This window comes from Protofrankia sp. Cr2, assembly GCF_963555885.1.
In the GTDB taxonomy this organism is placed as follows: domain Bacteria; phylum Actinomycetota; class Actinomycetes; order Frankiales; family Frankiaceae; genus Protofrankia.
In genome coordinates this window covers 52,986-72,895 of sequence record NZ_CAUVXG010000009.1, presented here as the reverse complement: position 1 = coordinate 72,895, position 19,910 = coordinate 52,986, and the positions used below count along the sequence as shown (strand labels likewise).

Below are 19,910 nucleotides of genomic sequence, written 5' to 3'. Positions count from 1 at the left end.
ATGGCGTCACTACCAGCCCTGGAGCAGTAACGTATCGCTACGACGTCCGACCCACCGCCAATGATCCCCTCGCCGACCAGAAAACCCAGAACAAGATCGATATCTTGCCCGGGTGTTCGCATGGTGACGGCCAACGGCTTACCACCGACCCGCAGCTCCAGCGGTTCCTCACCGGCCAGGCTGTCGGGCCGCGCCGCGCGCTCGCCGTCGACGGAAATCCGCAGGACCCGTCTGCGCACCGTCACCCGTCCCACCCCGCCCACACTGCCGTACTCCCGCTGCGTTTTCCAGTGACCGCCGCCCGGTGACGGTAGGTAGCTTCCGTCGTGATAGTGACGATTTCCACCTACTGGACGGCCCGCGGACACCCAGGCGTTAGGTGGTTTTCGTCGTGATAGCACCCTTTTTTACCTACGCCTGCGGGCATGCAGGGTGGGTCACCACAGGACCCGGATCGCCGCCTTCGACTCGAGGTACCGTGGAGATAGTTGAAGGCTCAACAGAAATAGGCAGGCGCTGAAATGGCTGGCGTCAAAGCGGCCGCAAGGAGATGACCATGGGTATCCACCGCCTCAACCACGTCGTCCTCTATGTACGCGACGTCGCACGCACGGCCGCCTTCTACACCGACGTCCTCGACTTCCAGACCGTGCTGGCGGTACCCGGCCAGGCCGCGTTCCTGCGCGCGCCGGACTCCACCAACGACCACGACATCGGCATGTTCCAGATCGGCGCGGCCGCCGGCGCCTCACAGGCGGGGCGCTCAACCGTCGGCATGTACCACATCGCGTGGGAGGTCGGCACCCTCACCGAGCTTGAGACGACCGCGCGCCGGCTCGCCGAGGCCGGGGCGCTGGTCGGCGCGTCCGACCACGGCACGACCAAGAGCCTGTACGCACACGACCCGGACGGTCTGGAGTTCGAGGTCGTCTGGCTGATCCCCGCGCACCTGCTCGACGACGCCGCACTCGCGGCCAAAACCAGCATCCAGCCGCTTGACATCGCCCGGGAGAAGGCGCGCTACGGTGCGGACACCCGTGGTGGCCTGGGTATCTCCATCCCCATCGGGGTCACTGTCTGACCCTGGTCCCGCAGCTGCCGGTCCGACAGCTGCGGGCCGGATGCCGGCGAGGCATGCGACTGCCGGGGAACCGACGACCCGTCGACCCGTGGCTGCGCCGGATCGGATGCCAGCAGGTAGCCGCTCACCCATTCGACGGTCTCCCGGACGAACACCATACGGTTGGCAAGGCCCATGATCTCGTGACCCTCGCCCTCGAAGAGCAGGTACCGGCAGTCCACTCCCCGCACCGTCGCCGCGGCGACGGTCTGCTCGGCCTCGAACACCGGGACGTTGGTGTCGTTTTCGCCGTGGACGACCAGCAGGGGCGCGGCCAGGCGATCCATCCGGTGCAGCGGAGACAGGTCCCGCAACAGGGCGGCGTCCCGCACCGGGTCACCGTACTTGGTCACCGCGGGACCTGCGATCCACGGTTCGGTGTGGGAGAAGAACGTGGCGAAGTCCACCATCCCGCAGATGTCGACCCCGACGGCGAACAGCTCCGGGTAGGTGACCAGTGCGGCCAGCGTCAGGTAACCCCCGTAGGAGCGCCCGGCGACACCGACCCGCCCGCCGTCGGCAAGACCCGCGTCAACCAGATACCGCACGCATGAAGCGACGTCGGCGATCCCGTCGAAACGGCGGGCGTGGTCGTCGGCGCCTGCGAACGACCGGCCGTAGCCCGCCGAACCTCGCACGTTCGGGGCGAACACGGCAATGCCGCGGGTGACCAGAGCCTGGAACAGCGGCGCGAATGTGGGACGTTCCTGCGCTTCGGGCCCACCGTGGAAGAACAGCAGGGTCGGGCATGGGCCGGGCTCACCGTGCGGCCGGTACAGCCAACCGGACAGCGTCAGCCCGTCATGTGCGCGCAGCCGGTGCAGCACCGGACGGACCAGCCGGGTCCGTGGGCGGGGAGGAACGGGCGGCAACGCCTCGGTGCCCGCCCCACTGCCCGCCCCGGTGCCCGGCTTGCCGTCGAGGTCCGCGGTCAGGTCCAGATCGGCGACGGAAGCGAGCGCCGGCGCCGGGAACGCTGTCGGTGCATCGGAGACCAGACACTGATAACCGGGCTGGGGTGACACAACGTCGGGCGACACGAAGTCGTAGGTCCACAGCTCACCTGGGACGGTCGAGCCGACCAGGGCCAGGAGCAGCCCGCGGCCACCATCGCGGACGAGCAGGCTGCCCACGACGTCGCGCGGCAGCGGTGGGAGCGCCAGGCGGTTGCCCGAACCGAGGTCAACCAGGTCGAGAACCGTCCGTCCGTCGACGTTCCATGCCAGCACCGCGGCGGGCGCTCCCCAGCCGAGGCCGGGTGCGCCGCCAGCCGGCCTGAGGCCCGCAAGCCCGGCCGGCATGCCGGTCGCAAGCAGTGCGAACCGTTCCAGGTCAGCGTCATCGCGGGCCGCCACCACCTCCGTGGCCAGCAGTCTCCCGTCGTCTCCCAGGGTCACCGCGACCAGCGCAACACGCTCGCGGCCGGCGTCCGAGAGCAGGTAGACGATCGTCCCGGGCGCAGGCGCGGGCGCGGGCGCAGGCGGCGGGCCGAAGCGGCCGAGCCCGACCGTGCCGGCTCCGGCAAGCAGCGGCTGGACGCGTCCGGTACCGCAGTCGACGAGGATGAGCCGGCGAGCCCCCCGCGGACCATCTCGAAGCAACAGCTGGTATCCGGCCACGGCGTCGCCGACGATGTCACAGACGGCCAGCGCCTGGCCCACAGCCAGGTGCTCGCGCCGCCCGGTTGCGGGGTCGACGAGCAGGACGTGGGTCAGACCTGACCGGACGGACTCGCAGATCGCAAGCGCGGTACCATCCGGGGTCCAGCGGCCGAGCCCTGCTGCGCTCGCCGCGCCCGCATCCGAGCCGGTGGACGAGTGGGGATGGGCACCGGGATGCCAACCGCCGGCGAGGCGCCGCAAGCCGCTGCCGTCCGGGCGGACGACCCGCACCTCGGTGTGCTCGCCGCCTCCGGGCGCCACCACGAATGCCATCCACGCGCCGTCGGGTGACCAGGCCACCGAGCGGACCTGACCGGCGCCGGTGTCCAGCGGCCGCCCGGCACCGGTGGCGTCACGCACCCACAGCCGCGGGCTGCCGTCACGATCACTGACATAGGCGACCGCACCCGCGGGTCCCAGACTCGGTGACGAACAGCTCGCCGCTGCCACCCAGTCATCCACCAGGTCACCAGGGCCGGCGCCAGGACCTGGGCTGACCACGCCGACGTGCCGTGGCTCGGCCGGGAACCATTCAAGCGTCATGCCACCCCCTGGGTCTGCAGCCACATCTCCAATAGAGCCGCCTGCCACAACGCGTTCGCGCCGAGAGTGGTCCGGTTGTCGTTCGGCGCGGCCAACATGGCCTCGACCCATTCTGTTCGGAACAGGCCCCGGGCCTTGGCGACCGGATCGGTGAGCGACTCGCGCACCCGGTCCAGGTAGGAGCCGGACAGATGCCGGATCGCCGGGACCGGGAAATAGCCCTTGGGCCGGTCGATGACCGCAGCCGGCATGATCGGACGGCCGATAGCCTTGAGCACTCCCTTGCCGCCCGACGCGAGCTTCAGCTCGGGCGGACAGGCCGCCGCGAGCTCGACGAGCTCGTGATCAAGGAACGGGGTACGCGCCTCCAGACCGGCAGCCATGGTCATATTGTCAACCCGCTTGACGGGATCTTCCACCAGCATGACCATCGAGTCGATGCGCAGCGCCGCGTCCAGCGCGCTGGACGCACCGGGCTCGGCGAAGTGGGAGGCGACGAACGCCGCGCTGACATCGGCGTCAAGCAGGTAGTCCGGCTCGACCATGGTCTCGATCGCGCTGTGCGACCGGTCCGCGAACACCCGCAGGTAGTCCTTGACCGCATCGTCGCGTCCGACCCGGGCCAGCGGCGGGTACCAGGAGTAACCGGCGAATACCTCGTCCGCACCCTGCCCGGACTGCACGACCTTCAGGTGGCAGGCGACCTCCTGCGACAGCAGGTGGAAGGCGACGCAGTCGTGGCTGACCATCGGCTCGCTCATCGAGTCGATGGTCGCCTCGATCGCGGGCAGCAGCCGGTCACCGGCGACCCGAATCTGGTGATGGTCGGTGCCGAAATGGTTCGCAATGACGTCGGAGTACGCGAACTCGTCACCGGACTCGCCGCCGGCCGCCTCGAAGCCGACACTGAACGTCGCGAGATCGCGCTGCCCGGCCTCGGCCAGCAGGGCCACGATGAGGCTGGAGTCAAGCCCCCCGGACAGGAGCACACCGACGCCGACGTCGGCGACCATGCGCCTGCGCACCGCGGTGCGTAGCCGCTCACCGATCGCGTCCCGCCAGTCCAGCGCCGACCAACCCTCATACGCCGGGTCACGGGCGAAACCCGGCTGCCAGTAGCGCTCGTCGGTGGTTGAACCGTCCGCGTCGATGATCCTCACCGTGGCCGCCGGCAGTTTGCGCACGGCTGCGAGGATCGTGCGCGGCGCCGGCACGACCGAATGGAACGACAGATAGTGGTGCAACGCAACCCGATCGATGTCGCCGCTTATCCCGCCGCCGGCGAGCAGCGCGGGCAACGTCGAGGCGAAGCGGACGCGCGTCGCGTTCGCCGTGACGTACAGCGGCTTGATGCCCAGACGGTCACGGCCGAGGACGACGCGGCCGGTGTCACGCTCATGGATGGCGAAGGCGAACATCCCGGCGAAGTGGTCGACGCACCGGGTGCCCCACCGATGGTATGCCTTACCGATCACCTCAGTGTCCGATGCCGAGAAGAAACGGTAGCCCGCGGCGATCAGCTCGTCACGTAGTTCGCGGTAGTTGTAGATGCAGCCGTTGAAGACTGTCGTGAGGCCGAGGTCGCTGTCGACCATCGGCTGCGCACCGCGCTCCGAGAGATCAATGATCTTCAGGCGACGGTGACCGAACGCGACCGGTCCAGACGCCCACACGCCGCTGCCGTCCGGGCCGCGCGGGCGCATCCGGTCGGCCATCCTGGCCACCGCGTCCACATCGGCCGCGGCGCCGTCAAACCGCAGCTCCCCGCTCAGACCGCACATGTTCGCTCCCTGTCGGTCGCTTCATCGGCTTCCTCGACGGCGTGGCTACCACCATCTGTGCCCGGCGTTTCCAGCAGATGACGCCACCGTTGCGAGCAGGAAGGCGCTCCCGAAGCTCTACCCCGGGGTCCTCTTGCGAGGCCCTACCGCGGTAGCCAGGTGTCCTTGGAACCACCGCCGCGGGAGGAGTTGACGATCAGGCTGCCGACCGGTGCGACCCGGGTCAGCGCCGCCGGTATGACCATCGCCTCCGCACCCAGGTAGACGAAAGCGCGCAGGTCGACCGAGCACGGCTGGAGACGACCGTCGTGCCAGGTCGGATGGGTCGACAGCCGCACCAGCTCCTGGCCGATCCAGCGACGCGGGTCAGCCAGGATGCGTCGACGGGCGGTCGCGAGCTCCGCGGTGTCCGCCCGCGGACCGATCAGCACGCCATCCCCGCCGTACCCGTCCGCCGGTTTGATCACCAACTCGTCCAGATGATCAAGCACGTACGCGCACTGCTCGGGATCGCCGCAGACGTAAGTCCTGACATCGTCGAGTACGGGCTGTTCACCCAGGTAGTACTTGATCAGAAGTGGTACATAGGCGTAGAGCACCTTGTCGTCGGCGACACCGTTACCGGGCGCATTCGCCAGGCTGAGCGTTCCGGCTCGAACCGCCCTGATCAGGGTCGGCCCGAGCGGCAGACCGTCGGCGGCCACGGCGGTGGCCAGCTCGTCCTCGTCAAAACGCCGGTACAGGACGTCGACCCGGCGAGGTCGACCCCGGTCGAGACGGTGGACCACGCTGCCCGACGGGCCGTCCTCGACGACGAGGTCGCCCGGTTCGACGAGCGCCACCCCCATCTCCTCTGCCAACAGGGCGTGCTCGAAGTGGGCCGAGTTGTCCGCCCCGTCGGTGAGCACCGCGATCGTCGGCTCCCCCGTCGCCCGGGTGGGAGCGGCCGCGACGAGGGCCTCGTGCAGCAGGGCAGGCACACCATCGAGCCCGGCGATCCCACCGGGCGGGACCAGATCGGGCAACACCGAGCAGGTCAGCCGCCGCCCTTCGATCGCATAGGCCACTCCGGAGGGAACCCGCAGGTTGTCCTCAAGGACGAACCAGTTCCCGTCGGCGTCACGCACCAGGTCGATGCCGGTGACGCTGGCCCGCACGGCATCGGCGGGCACGGCGAATCCGGCGGCCCGCATACCGGGCGCGTCACGCACCGCCCAGGCCGGGACGACACCGTCGCCGACGACCGCCTGCTCGCCATAGGCGTCGTGCAGGAATGCCTCGAGCGCCCTGACACGCTGCGCCAGACCCGTCCGCAGCTGCGACCAGTCCGCGGCCTCGACGATACGTGGCACCAGATCGAAGGGAAACGGTCGCGCAGCGTCCTCGCCGGTCACCCGGAACACCACCCCGCGCAGGACCTGCTCGACGCCCCGCGCCTCGGCGCGTTCGGCCAGCACCGCCGGCCCGAGACGGTCCAGGGTCCGCATCACGGTCCGGTACGGGGCACGGACCGCGCCACCGGAGTCGACCACTTCGTCGAAACCGTCGGGGCGGTACCCGTGAAGCAGGCTCGGCTCGCCCGCGGGGGTGGACCGTGGTGTACCGACGAGCGTGCTCGCCGACCCAGGGGCAGAGGCCGACGCAGAAGGAGGCGCCGACCCAGGGGCAGAGGCCGACGCAGAAGGAGATGCCGACGCAGACGCCGGCAGGGCAAGCGGAGCGTCACGCGTCTCGGCCAGAATGAGGTCGGCGACGTCGGCCAACCGCTCACGCCGGGCGAAGGCCCGCCGCTGCCGGGCCGCAGCGCCGCCACGTCCGATCGCCTGCTGGGCGAGGTCGGTCACCAACTCCCAGTCACCGGCGTGCTCAAGCTCGGCTCGGACCTCGTCCATCAGTCGGCGCAGGAGGTCGTCCGCCGGTACCGGGCCCGCACCGGCCACATCGACGAGGTCACCCTCGATCCCGGACCGAGCCGCCCGCCAGGTGGCCGCCCGCAACAGTTCGGTCCGTGGCGGTGGTGCCGGCACACCGATCCCGATCGCCACAGTGGCCCGGCGGACGAGCGCGCGGAACAGACCGGCGATGAGGATGACGTTATCGACGTCCGGACATGCGTCGCAGATGCGCAGTTCGACCGTGGGTAGGTGCGCCGATGGGCGGACATCGAAGTAGACCATGCCCGGATCGCTGATCACCCCGGATTTGATCAGATCCGCGACCAGTTGATCGTATTCGGCCGCGGTGCTGAACGAACCGGCGACACCGGCGGTCGGCCACCGCTGCCAGACCAAGGTGCGGACGCTCGCGTACCCGCTGTCGACACCCTTCCAGTAGGGGGAACTCGCAGACAGCGCCAGCAACATCGGCAGCCACGGCGCGACCCACGCGACCACCGCCATGGCGAGGTCGCGGTCGGCGACGTCCACGTGCACCTGGGCACCGCAGATCAGCTGTTCCCGGGCCAGCAGCTGGTACTCGGCGAGCATCTGTTCATAACGCGGGTCGCGGCTGATCTCCAGTACATCCGGATCGACCAGCGGAACGGTTCCCGCGGCCGCTGGACCGAGCCCGAGCGGTTCAGCGACCGCCGCGAGTTCACGCCGCAGGTCCACCAGGTCGGCTCGCAGGTCGAGAAGATCGGTGCAGGGACGGCTGTTGGTTTCCACCACGGACTTCAACAGCTCTGCGGCGAAGCGGTCGGCCGGAAGGCGGTCAAGGATCGCGTCGGCCCGCGGTACGAGTTGGCGGGACGCAAGATCGAGGATGTGAAACTCCTCCTCGACGCCGACAGTCGCGATTCGGTCGTCGCTCATGGACGACGACGCTACGGCCATTTGGCTACAGAAGCACGTCAAAGTCTGTCCGATCGTTGATACCGGACAGGCTTTCGGACGTTGCTGCGCAGGTCTGCTGCCTGTAACGGTTTCCCCGCACAACCAGGACGGCCGATCCGACCAGTGAACCCGCGCGGTCAGACACGAATGTCAACGGGAACGCCGCACTGCGGCGGGAGACCGGACAAGCCCTAGCCAGTGCCGCCGGAAACAGCCTAAGGCAAGGCGCCCTCATGGTCACTATCAGTATACATCTATGACAATCAGCCACAAAATCTCGCCACTTCGCGGTCAACCCACCACCCCTCGTACACATCACCCCCTTGTGATGTCACAATGCAACCTCACCGGCACTTCTGGTGACATCGCCAGCGCCGGCAAGATGATCTTCCGAATGAAGGGTGCTGACGTGCGACCACGGGAGCTTGCCCCGTCCGCCTGCAGCTGGATGTCTCTGGGGGGCCGACCGTCATGGCGTTACTGAACGCAACCGACATCGCAACGACCGGACCGGTCGACATCTCCGAGCGGGCAAAGCCGGCGCAGGCCGCCGGCACGGGCGCAGCGACGATCGGCGAGGGCCGCATCGGCCGGCAGGTACGCGTCCCCAAGACCGCCGAGCTGGTCGCCGCGCACCTGCGGCGTCAGATAGTGCGAGGCGAACTGGTCGAAGGCGATGCTCTTCCCCCGGAAGCCGTGTTGATGGAACAGTTCGGTGTCTCACGCCCTACGCTGCGCGAGGCGTTCCGGGTTCTGGAGTCCGAAGCGCTGATCAGCGTGCGCCGCGGCGCCCATGGCGGGGCCCGCGTCCACACACCCAACGGTGACGTGGCCGCCCGCTACGCGGCGCTGGTCCTGGAACACCGCGGCACGACCCTCGCCGACATCCACCAGGCCAGGGCCTTCATCGAGCCGCCCTGTGTCCGCCAGGTCGCCGAGCGCCACACAGATGACGATCTCACCGAGCTCCGGGCGGCCCTCGCTTCGGTCGAGGCCGCCAACGACGACCACGGTCAGCTACTGGCCGCCGACACGGACTTCCGCGGCCTGTTGGTCGAGCTCGCCGGCAACCAGACCCTGATCGTGCTTGCCGGCATGCTGCGCCATATCATCAGCCTCGCGCACGGTAGCGGATCGGTCCCCGAGAGCACACCGGCCGCACCTACCATGCCTGGTGCGCTTGGTGCTCTCGGTGCGGCAGACCGCCGCCCGCACCGAGAACTGGTGGCCCTGATCGAAGCCGGCGAATCAGCCGCGGCCGAGGACCTGTGGCGGCGTCACCTCCTGGCGACAAACCCCTTCGTCGGACACGACCAGGCCACAGTCCTCGACCTGTTGGGGGGAGTTGCCACGGCAGGTAGGTAACGTCGATCAGGTGACCCGCGCCGAGACCGACTCCCTGGCCGAGGTCCTCACCCTCGACCGCATCGAAACCAACATCTTCCGCGGCTGGTCCTGGCACACCGCGCCGACCAGGGTGTTTGGCGGCCATGTCGCGGCACAGGCGCTGATCGCCGCTGGTCGGACCGTCGCCGCCGATCGCCCGGTGCACTCGCTGCACGCCTACTTCCTGCTACCGGGTGATCCCACGGCGCCGATCATCTATGAGGTCGACCCGATTCGTGACGGGCGTTCCTTCACGACCCGGCGCGTGGTCGCCATCCAGCACGGCAAGGCCATCTTCAACATGTCCGCGTCGTTCCACCATAGGACGGAGGGCTTCGAGCACCAATCGCCGATGCCCCCGACAGCACCGCCCGAGGACACCGCTACGCCACCCGACGAGATCTTCTCCGACAGTGGGGGTGTCGAGCCGTTCTTCCTGCGCTACCTGGATGTCCTGCCTATCGCGACGGGCGCCCAGGACGGCTCCACAGAGCCGCCCGTCATCTCCTATCTCGGGGATCCCCACGCTCCCCACCAGCGGCGATGGTTCCGCGCCCGGGGAGCGCTACCCGACGACCCGCTCTACCACGCCTGTGCGGTCGCGTACGCGTCCGACCTCCACCTGATCACGACGACCGTGCTCCCGCACCGGACGCCGGCAGGGCCGCGAATCTCATTGGCGAGCCTGGACCATGCGATGTGGTTCCATCGCCCGTTCCGCGCGGATGAATGGCTCCTCTACATCCAGGACAGTCCGTCTGCGTCCGCAGAACGTGGATTCGCTCGCGGTGAGATCTACACAACCGACGGCCGGCTCGTCGTCTCCGTCGCGCAGGAGGGACTGATGCGACCGGCGCACTGACGCCGGCGCTGACCGACTGCTCCGACTGCTCCGACTTTCCCTTTTCCGCCCTTTTTCAACGGCTCCGGCGACAGGACGCGCGCGGCTCGCGACGTCCCGCGCTCGGAGCCGTTCGGCGTCTCAGGCAGACTTGCACGCCGCCGTTGACCGCGCCGACCGGCATCGACTCCCTGGTCCGGAAAGTTCGACGACCCGCCGACGGCCGTAGAACTTTCCGGACCAGGCGTCATCAGGGCGTCAAAGCCGCTGGTCCCCGACTCCCGCCGGGCCGATACTCGGTTCCCTTGAGGTCTCCGGGCCCCTGCCGCGCTGGAAGGATCTGCTGTGCGTGACCTGATGTTCGTCGTCCTCACCGTCGCGATATTCACCGTGCTGGGGCTGGTCGTACGAGGGGTGGAGAAACTGTGACCGCCGAGAACCTGACCGGTCTGATCCTGGCCGTCGCACTCACGATCTTCCTTGTCATCGCCCTTCTGTTTCCAGAGAAGTTCTAACCTGACCGAATGCGACGCACCGCAGGTTCATCATGGATCTCCCGGTGCAACCAGAGGCCGCAAGGGGTTGCGCAATGAACACCACGACGGCGGGGATTATCTTCGTCGCCACTCTCGCCATCGCGCTGGGTCTGACCTACCGACCGTTTGGCGACTACATGGCCCGGGTTTATACGACCGGGCATCATCTGCAGGTCGAAAAAGTGATCTACCGGGCGGTCGGTGTCGATCCCGACGCGGAGCAGCGATGGAGCACCTATCTGCGCAGTGTGCTCGTCTTCTCCTTTGTTTCCGTGTTGTTCCTGTACGCATTTCTCCGACTACAGGGCCATCTGCTGCTCAGTCTCGGATTCGCCGGGATGGACCAGGGGCAGGCATTCAACACGGCAGTCAGCTTCGTCACGAACACCAACTGGCAGTCGTACTCGGGTGAGTCGACGCTCGGTTATCTCGTACAGATGTCCGGGCTCGCGGTACAGAACTTCACCAGCGCCGCCGTCGGCATCGCGGTGGCGATCGCGCTGGTCCGCGGCTTCGCCCGCAGCCGCACCGACCAGCTCGGCAACTTCTGGGTGGACCTCATTCGCACCGTTGTCCGCATCCTGCTCCCGATCTGTGTGATCGGCGCAGTCGTACTGATCGCGGGTGGGGTCGTCCAGAACTTCCACCACGTCCAGACGGTGACGACCATCGCCGGTGGCAACCAGTCGGTGACCGGTGGCCCGGTCGCGAGCCAGGAAATCATCAAGGAGTTCGGGACGAACGGCGGCGGCTTCTACAACGCAAACTCCGCCCACCCGTTCGAGAACCCGACGAACTGGACCAACTGGCTGGAGATCTACCTGCTGCTGTCGATCGGTTTCTCGCTGCCGCGGACCTTCGGAAAGATGGTCGGTGACACCCGCCAGGGCCTCGCAATCGTCTCCGTCATGGTCGTGCTCGCGCTGATCGGCATATTCCTGGTGAACGGTCTGCAGATGGCCCATCACGGCACTGTGCCGACCGCTGTGGGCGCGTCGACAGAGGGCACCGAGGCGCGTTTCGGCATACTCGGCTCGGCGACCTTCGCAGCCGCGACGACGCTGACCTCGACCGGCGCGGTGAATTCCTTTCACGACTCCTACACGAGCCTCGGCGGCGCGGTCCTGTTGTTGAACATGATGCTCGGGGAGATCGCCCCGGGCGGCACCGGATCGGGCCTGTACGGCATGCTCATTCTCGCCGTACTCGCCGTGTTCGTCGGTGGTCTGATGATCGGGCGAACGCCCGAGTACCTCGGCAAGAAAATCTCCGGCCGGGAGATGAAGTTCGCCTCTCTCTACATTCTGACGACGCCGACGTTCGTACTGGTCGTCACGGCACTGGCAATGGCCCTGCCCGGCGAGCGGGCAGCTATGCTGAACTCCGGCGCGCACGGATTGTCCGAGGTGCTGTACGCGGCGACGTCCGCGGGCAACAACAACGGGTCCGCATTCGCGGGCATCTCGGTGAACACGACGTGGTGGAACACGGCGCTGGGTATATCCATGCTCGCGGCCCGATTTCTGCCGATGGTGTTCGCGCTCGGTCTCGCGGGCAGCCTGGCCCGACAGAAACCCGTTCCCGCGTCGGCCGGCACGCTGCCCACTCACCGGCCGTTGTTCGTCGGCCTGGTGACGGGCGTGGCGATCATTGTTGTCGCGCTGACCTACTTCCCGGCTATTGCGCTCGGACCGTTCGCGGAAGGTCTCCACTAATGCCCACGACCACTGTGAGTAGAAACTCCGCGGCTCCGGCGCATGATCCGGACTCTGCGCGACCGGCCCGGCGGGTCCAGGGTGGCCTGCTCGACCCCAGGATGCTCTGGCGCTCGGCTCCGGACGCCATCAGGAAGCTGAACCCGACCACCCTGTGGCGTAACCCGGTCATGTTCATCGTCGAGATCGGCGCCGTGTTCACCACGGTGCTGGCGATCCGCGACCCCAGCACGTTCGCCTGGCTGATCGTCATCTGGTTGTGGCTGACCGCGCTGTTCGCGAACCTGGCCGAAGCGGTTGCCGAAGGCCGAGGAAAGGCGCAGGCTGACGCGCTGCGCAAGGCCAAGACCGACACGGTTGCCCGCCGGCTGATCGGCTGGAAGACCGGCATGGACGTGGGCTCGGCGCGCATCGAGCGGGTCCCCGCGCCGAGCCTGGTCAAGGGCGATCGGGTGGTGGTGGAAGCGGGCGAGTTCATCCCCGGTGACGGCGACGTCATCGACGGCATCGCGAGCGTCGACGAGTCCGCCATCACCGGCGAGTCCGCGCCGGTGATCCGTGAATCCGGCGGCGACCGGTCCGCGGTGACCGGTGGTACCCGAGTGCTGTCCGACCAGATCATCGTAGAGATCACACAACGGCCCGGCGAGAGTTTCATCGACCGGATGATCTCTCTTGTCGAGGGGGCGCACCGGCAGAAGACGCCGAACGAGATCGCGCTGAACATCCTGTTGGCATCTTTGACCATCATCTTCCTGCTCGCGGTCGCGACCCTGCAACCGTTGGCGATCTTCTCAAAGGCCCAACAGCCGGGAATCCCTGACAGCGCCGCCCTGAACGCGAACGGCGTCACCGGCATCGTGCTGGTGTCGCTGGTGGTCTGTCTGATCCCGACGACGATCGGCGCTCTGCTCTCGGCGATCGGCATCGCGGGCATGGACCGACTTGTGCAACGCAACGTGCTCGCCATGAGTGGCCGAGCCGTCGAGGCGGCCGGCGACGTCAACACGCTGCTACTGGACAAAACCGGAACAATCACTTTGGGCAACCGTGAGGCGCGTGCCTTCATCCCGGTCGGAGAGGTGGATGAGCAGGTGCTCGCCGATGCCGCGCAGCTGTCCTCGCTCGCCGACGAGACCCCCGAGGGCCGCTCCATCGTGGTCTTCGCCAAGAGCACCTACGGTCTGCGCGAACGCACCCCGGGTGAGCTGTCCACCGCCACGTTCGTTCCTTTCACCGCGCAGACCAGGATGTCCGGTGTCGATCTCACGGGTGACGGACCGGATGCCGGCGGTGGGCGCCAGATCCGCAAGGGCGCGGCAACGGCGGTGCTGACGTGGATCCGCGACCATGGGGGGCCGGTGCCCGACGGCACGGGCCAGGTTGTCGACGGCATCGCCGCGTCCGGTGGGACGCCGCTGGTCGTCGGTGAGGTGACCGGCAGCTCGGCCGGGGACGCCGGCTCCGGCCCGACGGCTCGGGTCCTCGGCGTGATCCAGCTCAAGGATGTCGTCAAGTCCGGCATGCGGGAACGCTTCGACGAGATGCGCAGCATGGGCATCCGCACCATCATGATCACTGGCGACAATCCGCTGACCGCGAAGGCGATCGCCGACGAGGCAGGGGTGGATGACTTCCTGGCCGAAGCCACACCCGAGGACAAGCTCGCACTGATCAAACGGGAACAGGAGGGCGGCAAGCTCGTCGCGATGACCGGGGACGGCACCAACGACGCTCCCGCCCTCGCCCAGGCCGACGTCGGCGTTGCCATGAACACGGGCACGTCCGCGGCCAAGGAAGCCGGGAACATGGTCGATCTCGACAGTAACCCGACGAAGCTCATCGAAATAGTCGAGATCGGCAAGCAGTTGCTCATCACCCGCGGAGCACTCACCACCTTCTCGATCGCCAACGACGTGGCCAAGTACTTCGCGATCATCCCGGCGATGTTCGCGGCGGTGTACCCGGGGCTGGACACGCTGAACATCATGCGGCTGCACAGCCCGGAGTCCGCGATCCTGTCCGCGGTCATCTTCAACGCGTTGATCATAATTGCGCTGATCCCGCTCGCCCTGCGTGGTGTGCGTTACACGCCGGGCAACGCCGCGACGATGCTGCGTCGCAACCTCTGCATCTACGGACTGGGCGGCCTGGTCATCCCGTTCCTCGGGATCAAACTGATCGACCTGGTCATCCAGTTCATCCCCGGAATTCGGTGATCACAATGGCCTCGTCACGCATGCCCGGCTCACTCCGGCACCTGTTCGCAGCCGTGCGCGTACTTCTGGTACTCACAGTGATCACTGGCATCGCCTATCCATTGGCGATCACCGCGATCGCCCAGCTGCCGGGCCTCAAGCACCGGGCGGACGGCTCGATGATCAAAGCTGTGGACGGTCATGTCGTCGGTTCGTCGCTGATCGGCCAACGCTTCACCGACTCCGACGGCAACCCGATCCCGAGGTACTTCCAGTCCCGTCCGTCCGCGGCCGGCGATGGCTATGACCCCACCGCGACCTCCGCGTCCAACCTCGGTCCGGAAAGCGTCACCGACACCCTGAACGACCCGGCCACCACGGACGACGAGAGCAAGCAGAGCCTGCTCACCCAGGTATGCAGTCGCAGCAAGGCCGTCGGCGACCTCGAAGGCGTCGACGGCCGGCGTCCCTACTGCACGGCCGGAGGTGTCGGCGCGGTCCTGTCGGTGTTCTACCGTGACCCCGGCCATGCGGGACCGATCACCAAAGTCGTCAGTGTGAACGAGCAGTGTCCGGCCGCGCCGTTCATCGCCACCTACGAAGGGGTTGCGGTCGAATGCGCGACATACGGTGACGACTACTCCGCGGGAAAACGGGTTCTCGTGCCCGGCCCGGGTAAGGCGGCGGGCAACCCGGTGCCGCCCGACGCCGTGACAGCCTCCGGTAGCGGTCTGGACCCGGGCATCTCCCCCGCCTACGCCGACCTGCAGGTGGCCAGGGTCGCCAAGGCCCGCGGGCTCGACCCGGCGGTCGTCCGCACGCTCGTCGACGACCATGTCACCCACCGGGCGCTGGGCTTCCTCGGCGAGCCGACCGTGAACGTCGTCGAGCTCAACCTCGCCCTGGACACGCTGCCCGCCCGCTGACAGTCAGGCTGGGCCGGGCCCTGTCACCGCCCGCCGCGCCGCCCCACACCACGCTGTCGGAACGTTCGGACAATGAGGTATGACGCGCATCCTGATCGTCGACGATGACACTCAGATCCTGCGCGCACTGCGCATCACCCTGCACGCCCGCGGATATGACGTCATCACCGCCGTCACGGGACGCCAGGCTCTCGCCACCGCGCAGACAGGCCGGCCCGACATCGTCCTGCTCGACCTGGGCCTGCCCGACATCGACGGAACCGAGGTCATCCACGCCCTGCGCGGATGGAGCAGCACGCCGATCATCGTGTTGTCCGGGCGCGCAGGCAGCGCGGACAAGATCGACGCACTCGACGCCGGCGCCGACGACTACGTCACCAAGCCCTTCCGCATCGATGAACTCCTCGCCCGGCTGCGCGCGGTGGCCCGCCGTACTCCGACGACCACGGAGGCACCCACGACAACGATCGGCGCCTACATCATCGACCTGGGTGCCCGACAGATCACCCGTCGGCCCGGCATGGTCAGCGTCCGCGAGGCCGCCGACCATGCCGCGAACACCGGCAATGCCGCGAACACCGGCAATGCCGAGGACGCCGACACGCCCGAAGACGCAGGTCCGGTGACCATCCGGCTCACCCCCACCGAATGGCACCTGCTCGACGTCCTACTCCGCAACCCCGAGAAGCTGATCACCTATCGGCAACTGCTCCCCCGCACTGGCGGACCCTCCCCCAAAGAACAAAGCCACTACCTGCGCGAGTACATGGGACGGCTACGCCGCAAACTTGAGCCGATCCCCGCGCGCCCCCGCCATTTCATCACCGAACCCGGTATGGGCTACCGCTTCCAGCCCTGACCACGCCACGATGAAGATCTTCGCGGCACTTGATGTATCTACATAAAGTAGGTACATTCGACACGTGGAAACCATCGGGCTACGAGAACTCAATCAGAACCCTTCCAAGGCGGTGGCCCGGGTGCGCTCCGGAGTCTCGCTTGTTGTCACGGACCGCGGCAAGCCGGTCCTACGGATGGTGCCCGAGGTGGAGCAGCCGGGCGCTCTCCAGCGGATGGTCGCCACCGGAGACGCCAGTGCCCCCGCCGAGCGGGGCATTCCGGATGTGATCCCCGATCTGGTGCCAGCCGTCGAGAGCCTGGCCGAGATTCTCATCACGGACCGGGACCGGGAGCGCAGTCGTTGATCTATTTCGACGCCTGCGCCCTGCTGAAGTTCATCAAGCAGGAGAGGGAGACCGCGGCGCTGCGGACCTGGCGTGGGTTGCTTGCAGAAGGGACCGAACTGGTCACCAGCGGACTGACCCAGCTGGAGATCACCCGTACCTTGTTACGCGCGGGTGCCGACCACCAGCGGGTGCCCTATTTCATGGGCCAGGCGCTGCGAGGCGTGTATCTCGTGGATGTCACCAGCGCCGTACTCGCCCGCGCTGTTGCCTACCGCGTTGCGAGGTTGGGTTCGCTTGACGCCATCCACCTGGCCAGTGCGGACCCGTTCCGCAGCGAGTTGACCGACTTTGTGACCTACGACCGGGAACTGGCCGCCGCCGCCACTGATCTCGGCTTCCCGGTGAGCTCACCGTCCTGACCCGAGGCATAGGTAGAAAATACCGCCATAGCGACCAAAACTACCTAAGCCTCGTGCCGCCGACGGCCGGGCGTAGGTAGAAACGGCCACTATAGCAACTTTTTCCACCTACCCTTCCGCAGGGACGCACGCGCGCACACCCGCGCACGCGGTGCAGAGCCTGGCCGCTCGGCGCTCAGCCGCCGGAGGTGACAGCGGGAACCGGCTGCTGGACAGACCATGCGGCGGGCAGCGACACGACCATCGTGAGCCCGCCGCCGGGGGTGTCGTCCGTGGCCAGCGAACCACCCATGGCCTCGGTCAGGCCACGAGACAGCGCGAGGCCCAGGCCCACGCCTGTCGTGTTGTCCCGGTCACCGAGACGCTGGAAGGGTTGGAAGACCTGGTCACGGTTCTCCGCTGGGATGCCCGGCCCGCGGTCGATGACGCGAATCTCGACCCGATCGGCGAGAGCGCTCGCGGTGATGACCGGATGGGTCCCCTCGGGGGAGTGGCGTAGCGCGTTGGAGACGAGGTTGACCAGCACCCGCTCAAGGAGCGCGGCGTCGGCATGGATGTCGGGCAGGTCGTCGGGCACCTGGACCGCAACGCTGCGAGCGGGCGGGCCGAGTTCGTCGAGGGCGTGTGGGATGACGTCGTCGAGGCCGATCGACCGAGGGAAGACACTGAGCGCGCCGGCCTGCAGCCGGCTCATGTCAAGGAGATTGTCGACAAGCCGGGTGAGCTTGTCCATGGACTCATCGGCGGTAGCGAGCAGCTCCGCCTGTTCGTCCTCGGTCCAGCTGATGTCCCGCCCGCGCAGCCCGGAGATGGCGGCTTTGGCCGAGGCCAGTGGTGTGCGCAGATCGTGACTAACCGCGGTGAGAAGGGCTGTTCGTACCCGGTCGGCTTCAGCCAGCGGGCCGGCCTCGGCCGCGGCTTCGGTGAGGCGGCGCTGTTCCAGCGCGAGTGCGGCCTGGGCCGCGAACGCGGCCAGTATCCGGCGATCCGCGGCGGGCAGTGGCCGTCCACGCAGCACCAGAGCAAGATTGTCTCCGACGGGAACGTCGACGTCACCGTCATCGGGGCGGGTGCACGGGTCAGTCCCGATGCTGTGGACGACCCGCCACTCGCGGGCACTCCCGCTGTCACGGCCGGCACCGGAATGCTGCTCGGAGCGTTCCAGGAGGGTGGCGGCTGTCATCCCGAACGTCTCCCGCACCCGTTCGAGGAGCGCCGGCAATGCATGCTCGCCGCGCAGGACGCTGCCGGCGAGTACGGACAGGGTCGCAGCCTCGGCGGAGGCCCGCGCCGCTTGGGCGTACCGGCGTGCGGCGAGGTCCACAACCCGGCTAACCATGATCCCGACGAGCACGAACGCGACCAGCGCGAAAGTGTTGTTACGTTCGGCGATTGTCCAGCGATGCACGGGCGCCGTGAAGTAGTAATTCAGCAACAGAGAACTCGCGACGGCGGCGAGCAGAGCGGGCCAGAACCCGCCGACCAGCGCGACGATCACCGCCGCCAGTAGGTAGGCCAGAGCGTCGGTCGTGAGGTTGAGCGACCCACGTGAGTTCGCCAGGACCACGGTGAGCAGTGGCAGGATGCCCACCGCCAACGCGGTCGCCACCAGCCGGCGCCGCGGCGTCAGGCCGTGCGCGAGCCGTGGCAACCGCCATGCCCTCCCGATCTCCTCATGGGTGACCATGTGGACGTCGATCGACCCGGACAACTTGGTCGTGGTGACCCCGATACCGGGGCTGAACATCTGGGCGAGTCGGCCGCGTCGGCTGGCACCGAGCACCAACTGGGTCGCGTTCTCCGCGCGGGCGAAGTCGAGCAGCGCGGTGGGGACATCCTCGCCGATCACCTGGTGGTAGGTACCTCCCAGGCTCTCCACCAGCGCCCGCTGCCGGGCCAGTGCCTGCGGGTTCGCGCCGGTCAGACCGTCCGATCGGGCGACGTGGATGGCGAGCAGATCAGAACCCTTGCTGCGGTCTGCGATCCGGGCGGCTCGGCGGATCAGGGTGTCCCCCTCGGGCCCGCCGGTAAGAGCGACGACCACACGTTCACGGGTTTCCCAGGTCCCGGCTATGCCATGTTCGGCCCGGTACCGGTCGAGCTGCTCGTCCACCTTGTCAGCTACCCACAGCAATGCTATCTCACGTAACGCGGTCAGATTGCCGACCCGGAAATAGTTCGACAGTGCGGCGTCGATCTTCTCCGGAGCGTAGATGTTGCCGTGCGCCATCCGACGGCGCAGCGCCTCCGGGGCCATGTCGACCAGCTCCACCTGGTCTGCATCTCGGACGACGTCATCGGGCACGGTCTCCCGCTGGGCCACGCCGGTGATCGTCTCAACCACATCGTTGAGTGAATCCATGTGCTGGATGTTCACGTTCGAGATGACGTCTATACCAGCGTCAAGGAGCTCGTGGACGTCCTGCCAGCGCTTGGCGTTGCGACCGCCGGGGACGTTGGTGTGGGCGAGCTCGTCGACGAGGGCGACCGCGGGCCTGCGGGCAAGGACAGCGTCGACATCCATCTCGGTGAACACCGCGTCCCGGTAGGAGATCTCCTTTCGCGGGACGACCTCCAGCCCTGCCAGCAACGCCGCCGTCTTCGGCCGGCCGTGGGTCTCCACGAAACCGACGACCACGTCGGTTCCCCGATCGTGGCGCCGGTGCGCCTCGTCCAGAGCCGCGTAGGTCTTACCGACACCTGGCGCGGCACCGAGGTAGACACGCAAGGTTCCTCGAGTCACGGCACCCATCGTGCGCCATC

At 67.7% G+C, this 19,910-nt stretch carries 15 protein-coding genes; 10 read left to right on the top strand and 5 right to left on the bottom strand.

All coding sequences use genetic code 11. The annotated features are described in order from the left end of the window. A partial coding sequence (locus tag U9978_RS07045) for a formate dehydrogenase accessory sulfurtransferase FdhD (RefSeq protein ID WP_416210875.1) occupies positions 1 to 245 on the bottom strand: 245 nt, incomplete at its 3' end. Between the two features lie 311 nt (positions 246 to 556). On the opposite strand from U9978_RS07045, the gene U9978_RS07040 reads away from it, so the two are divergent. Beyond that, complete coding sequence (locus U9978_RS07040) at positions 557 to 1,081, top strand: VOC family protein (protein WP_322760238.1); 525 nt, start codon at positions 557 to 559, stop codon at positions 1,079 to 1,081. On the opposite strand, the gene U9978_RS07035 is transcribed toward U9978_RS07040, so the two are convergent. The 3 genes from U9978_RS07035 to U9978_RS07025 form a co-directional block, all read right to left on the bottom strand. Beyond that, on the bottom strand, positions 1,021 to 3,324 hold the full coding sequence (locus U9978_RS07035) for a S9 family peptidase (RefSeq protein WP_322760237.1): 2,304 nt from the start codon (positions 3,322 to 3,324) through the stop codon (positions 1,021 to 1,023). The two genes, U9978_RS07040 and U9978_RS07035, sit on opposite strands and share 61 nt — an antisense overlap. Further along, complete coding sequence (locus U9978_RS07030; protein ID WP_322760236.1) at positions 3,321 to 5,105, bottom strand: N-acetylglutaminylglutamine amidotransferase; 1,785 nt, start codon at positions 5,103 to 5,105, stop codon at positions 3,321 to 3,323. The genes U9978_RS07035 and U9978_RS07030 overlap by 4 nt, the downstream gene beginning before the upstream one ends. Before the next feature lie 143 nt (positions 5,106 to 5,248). Continuing rightward, the gene (locus tag U9978_RS07025) at positions 5,249 to 7,918 is read right to left on the bottom strand and encodes a carboxylate--amine ligase/circularly permuted type 2 ATP-grasp protein (protein ID WP_322760235.1); all 2,670 of its coding nucleotides are present in this window, start codon (positions 7,916 to 7,918) and stop codon (positions 5,249 to 5,251) included. Positions 7,919 to 8,410: 492 nt separating this feature from the next. Between U9978_RS07025 and U9978_RS07020 the strand changes: the two genes are divergently transcribed. The 9 genes from U9978_RS07020 (at position 8,411) to U9978_RS06980 (ending at position 17,147) form a co-directional block, all read left to right on the top strand. After that, positions 8,411 to 9,304, top strand: coding sequence for a FadR/GntR family transcriptional regulator (locus U9978_RS07020; protein ID WP_322760234.1), 894 nt, complete (start codon positions 8,411 to 8,413; stop codon positions 9,302 to 9,304). Positions 9,305 to 9,314: 10 nt separating this feature from the next. After that, on the top strand, positions 9,315 to 10,187 hold the full coding sequence (locus U9978_RS07015) for an acyl-CoA thioesterase II (RefSeq protein ID WP_322760233.1): 873 nt from the start codon (positions 9,315 to 9,317) through the stop codon (positions 10,185 to 10,187). 404 nt (positions 10,188 to 10,591) lie between these two features. Further along, positions 10,592 to 10,681 carry a K(+)-transporting ATPase subunit F gene (gene kdpF, locus U9978_RS07010; RefSeq protein WP_322747372.1) on the top strand — a complete coding sequence of 30 codons (90 nt, stop codon included), beginning with the start codon at positions 10,592 to 10,594 and terminating at the stop codon, positions 10,679 to 10,681. Between the two features lie 74 nt (positions 10,682 to 10,755). Next, positions 10,756 to 12,417 carry a potassium-transporting ATPase subunit KdpA gene (kdpA, locus tag U9978_RS07005; RefSeq protein ID WP_322760232.1) on the top strand — a complete coding sequence of 554 codons (1,662 nt, stop codon included), beginning with the start codon at positions 10,756 to 10,758 and terminating at the stop codon, positions 12,415 to 12,417. After that, positions 12,417 to 14,636 carry a potassium-transporting ATPase subunit KdpB gene (kdpB, locus tag U9978_RS07000; protein WP_322760231.1) on the top strand — a complete coding sequence of 740 codons (2,220 nt, stop codon included), beginning with the start codon at positions 12,417 to 12,419 and terminating at the stop codon, positions 14,634 to 14,636. The genes kdpA and kdpB overlap by 1 nt, the downstream gene beginning before the upstream one ends. 5 nt (positions 14,637 to 14,641) lie before the next feature. Further along, positions 14,642 to 15,541, top strand: coding sequence for a potassium-transporting ATPase subunit C (locus U9978_RS06995; protein WP_322760230.1), 900 nt, complete (start codon positions 14,642 to 14,644; stop codon positions 15,539 to 15,541). 79 nt (positions 15,542 to 15,620) lie between these two features. After that, positions 15,621 to 16,400 (top strand): response regulator, encoded by a 780-nt coding sequence (locus U9978_RS06990; RefSeq protein ID WP_322760229.1) that lies wholly within the window; start codon positions 15,621 to 15,623, stop codon positions 16,398 to 16,400. Positions 16,401 to 16,464: 64 nt separating this feature from the next. Beyond that, positions 16,465 to 16,746: a type II toxin-antitoxin system prevent-host-death family antitoxin gene (locus tag U9978_RS06985; RefSeq protein WP_322760228.1), complete on the top strand. Its 282-nt coding sequence runs from the start codon at positions 16,465 to 16,467 to the stop codon at positions 16,744 to 16,746. Beyond that, positions 16,743 to 17,147: a type II toxin-antitoxin system VapC family toxin gene (locus U9978_RS06980; protein WP_322760227.1), complete on the top strand. Its 405-nt coding sequence runs from the start codon at positions 16,743 to 16,745 to the stop codon at positions 17,145 to 17,147. The genes U9978_RS06985 and U9978_RS06980 overlap by 4 nt, the downstream gene beginning before the upstream one ends. 175 nt (positions 17,148 to 17,322) lie before the next feature. On the opposite strand, the gene U9978_RS06975 is transcribed toward U9978_RS06980, so the two are convergent. After that, a complete protein-coding gene (locus U9978_RS06975) occupies positions 17,323 to 19,899 on the bottom strand; it encodes a sensor histidine kinase KdpD (protein WP_322760226.1) in 2,577 nt (858 codons plus the stop codon). Positions 19,900 to 19,910: the final 11 nt, after the last annotated feature.

Excerpts from the sequence above, each read along its gene's own strand:
- U9978_RS07040 (WP_322760238.1), top strand. The coding sequence starts at position 557 with ATGGGTATCCACCGCCTCAACCACGTCGTCCTCTATGTACGCGACGTC.
- U9978_RS07035 (WP_322760237.1), bottom strand. The coding sequence starts at position 3,324 with ATGACGCTTGAATGGTTCCCGGCCGAGCCACGGCACGTCGGCGTGGTC.
- U9978_RS07030 (WP_322760236.1), bottom strand. The coding sequence starts at position 5,105 with ATGTGCGGTCTGAGCGGGGAGCTGCGGTTTGACGGCGCCGCGGCCGAT.
- U9978_RS07025 (WP_322760235.1), bottom strand. The coding sequence starts at position 7,918 with ATGAGCGACGACCGAATCGCGACTGTCGGCGTCGAGGAGGAGTTTCAC.
- U9978_RS07020 (WP_322760234.1), top strand. The coding sequence starts at position 8,411 with ATGGCGTTACTGAACGCAACCGACATCGCAACGACCGGACCGGTCGAC.
- kdpA (WP_322760232.1), top strand. The coding sequence starts at position 10,756 with ATGAACACCACGACGGCGGGGATTATCTTCGTCGCCACTCTCGCCATC.
- kdpB (WP_322760231.1), top strand. The coding sequence starts at position 12,417 with ATGCCCACGACCACTGTGAGTAGAAACTCCGCGGCTCCGGCGCATGAT.
- U9978_RS06995 (WP_322760230.1), top strand. The coding sequence starts at position 14,642 with ATGGCCTCGTCACGCATGCCCGGCTCACTCCGGCACCTGTTCGCAGCC.
- U9978_RS06990 (WP_322760229.1), top strand. The coding sequence starts at position 15,621 with ATGACGCGCATCCTGATCGTCGACGATGACACTCAGATCCTGCGCGCA.
- U9978_RS06975 (WP_322760226.1), bottom strand. The coding sequence starts at position 19,899 with ATGGGTGCCGTGACTCGAGGAACCTTGCGTGTCTACCTCGGTGCCGCG.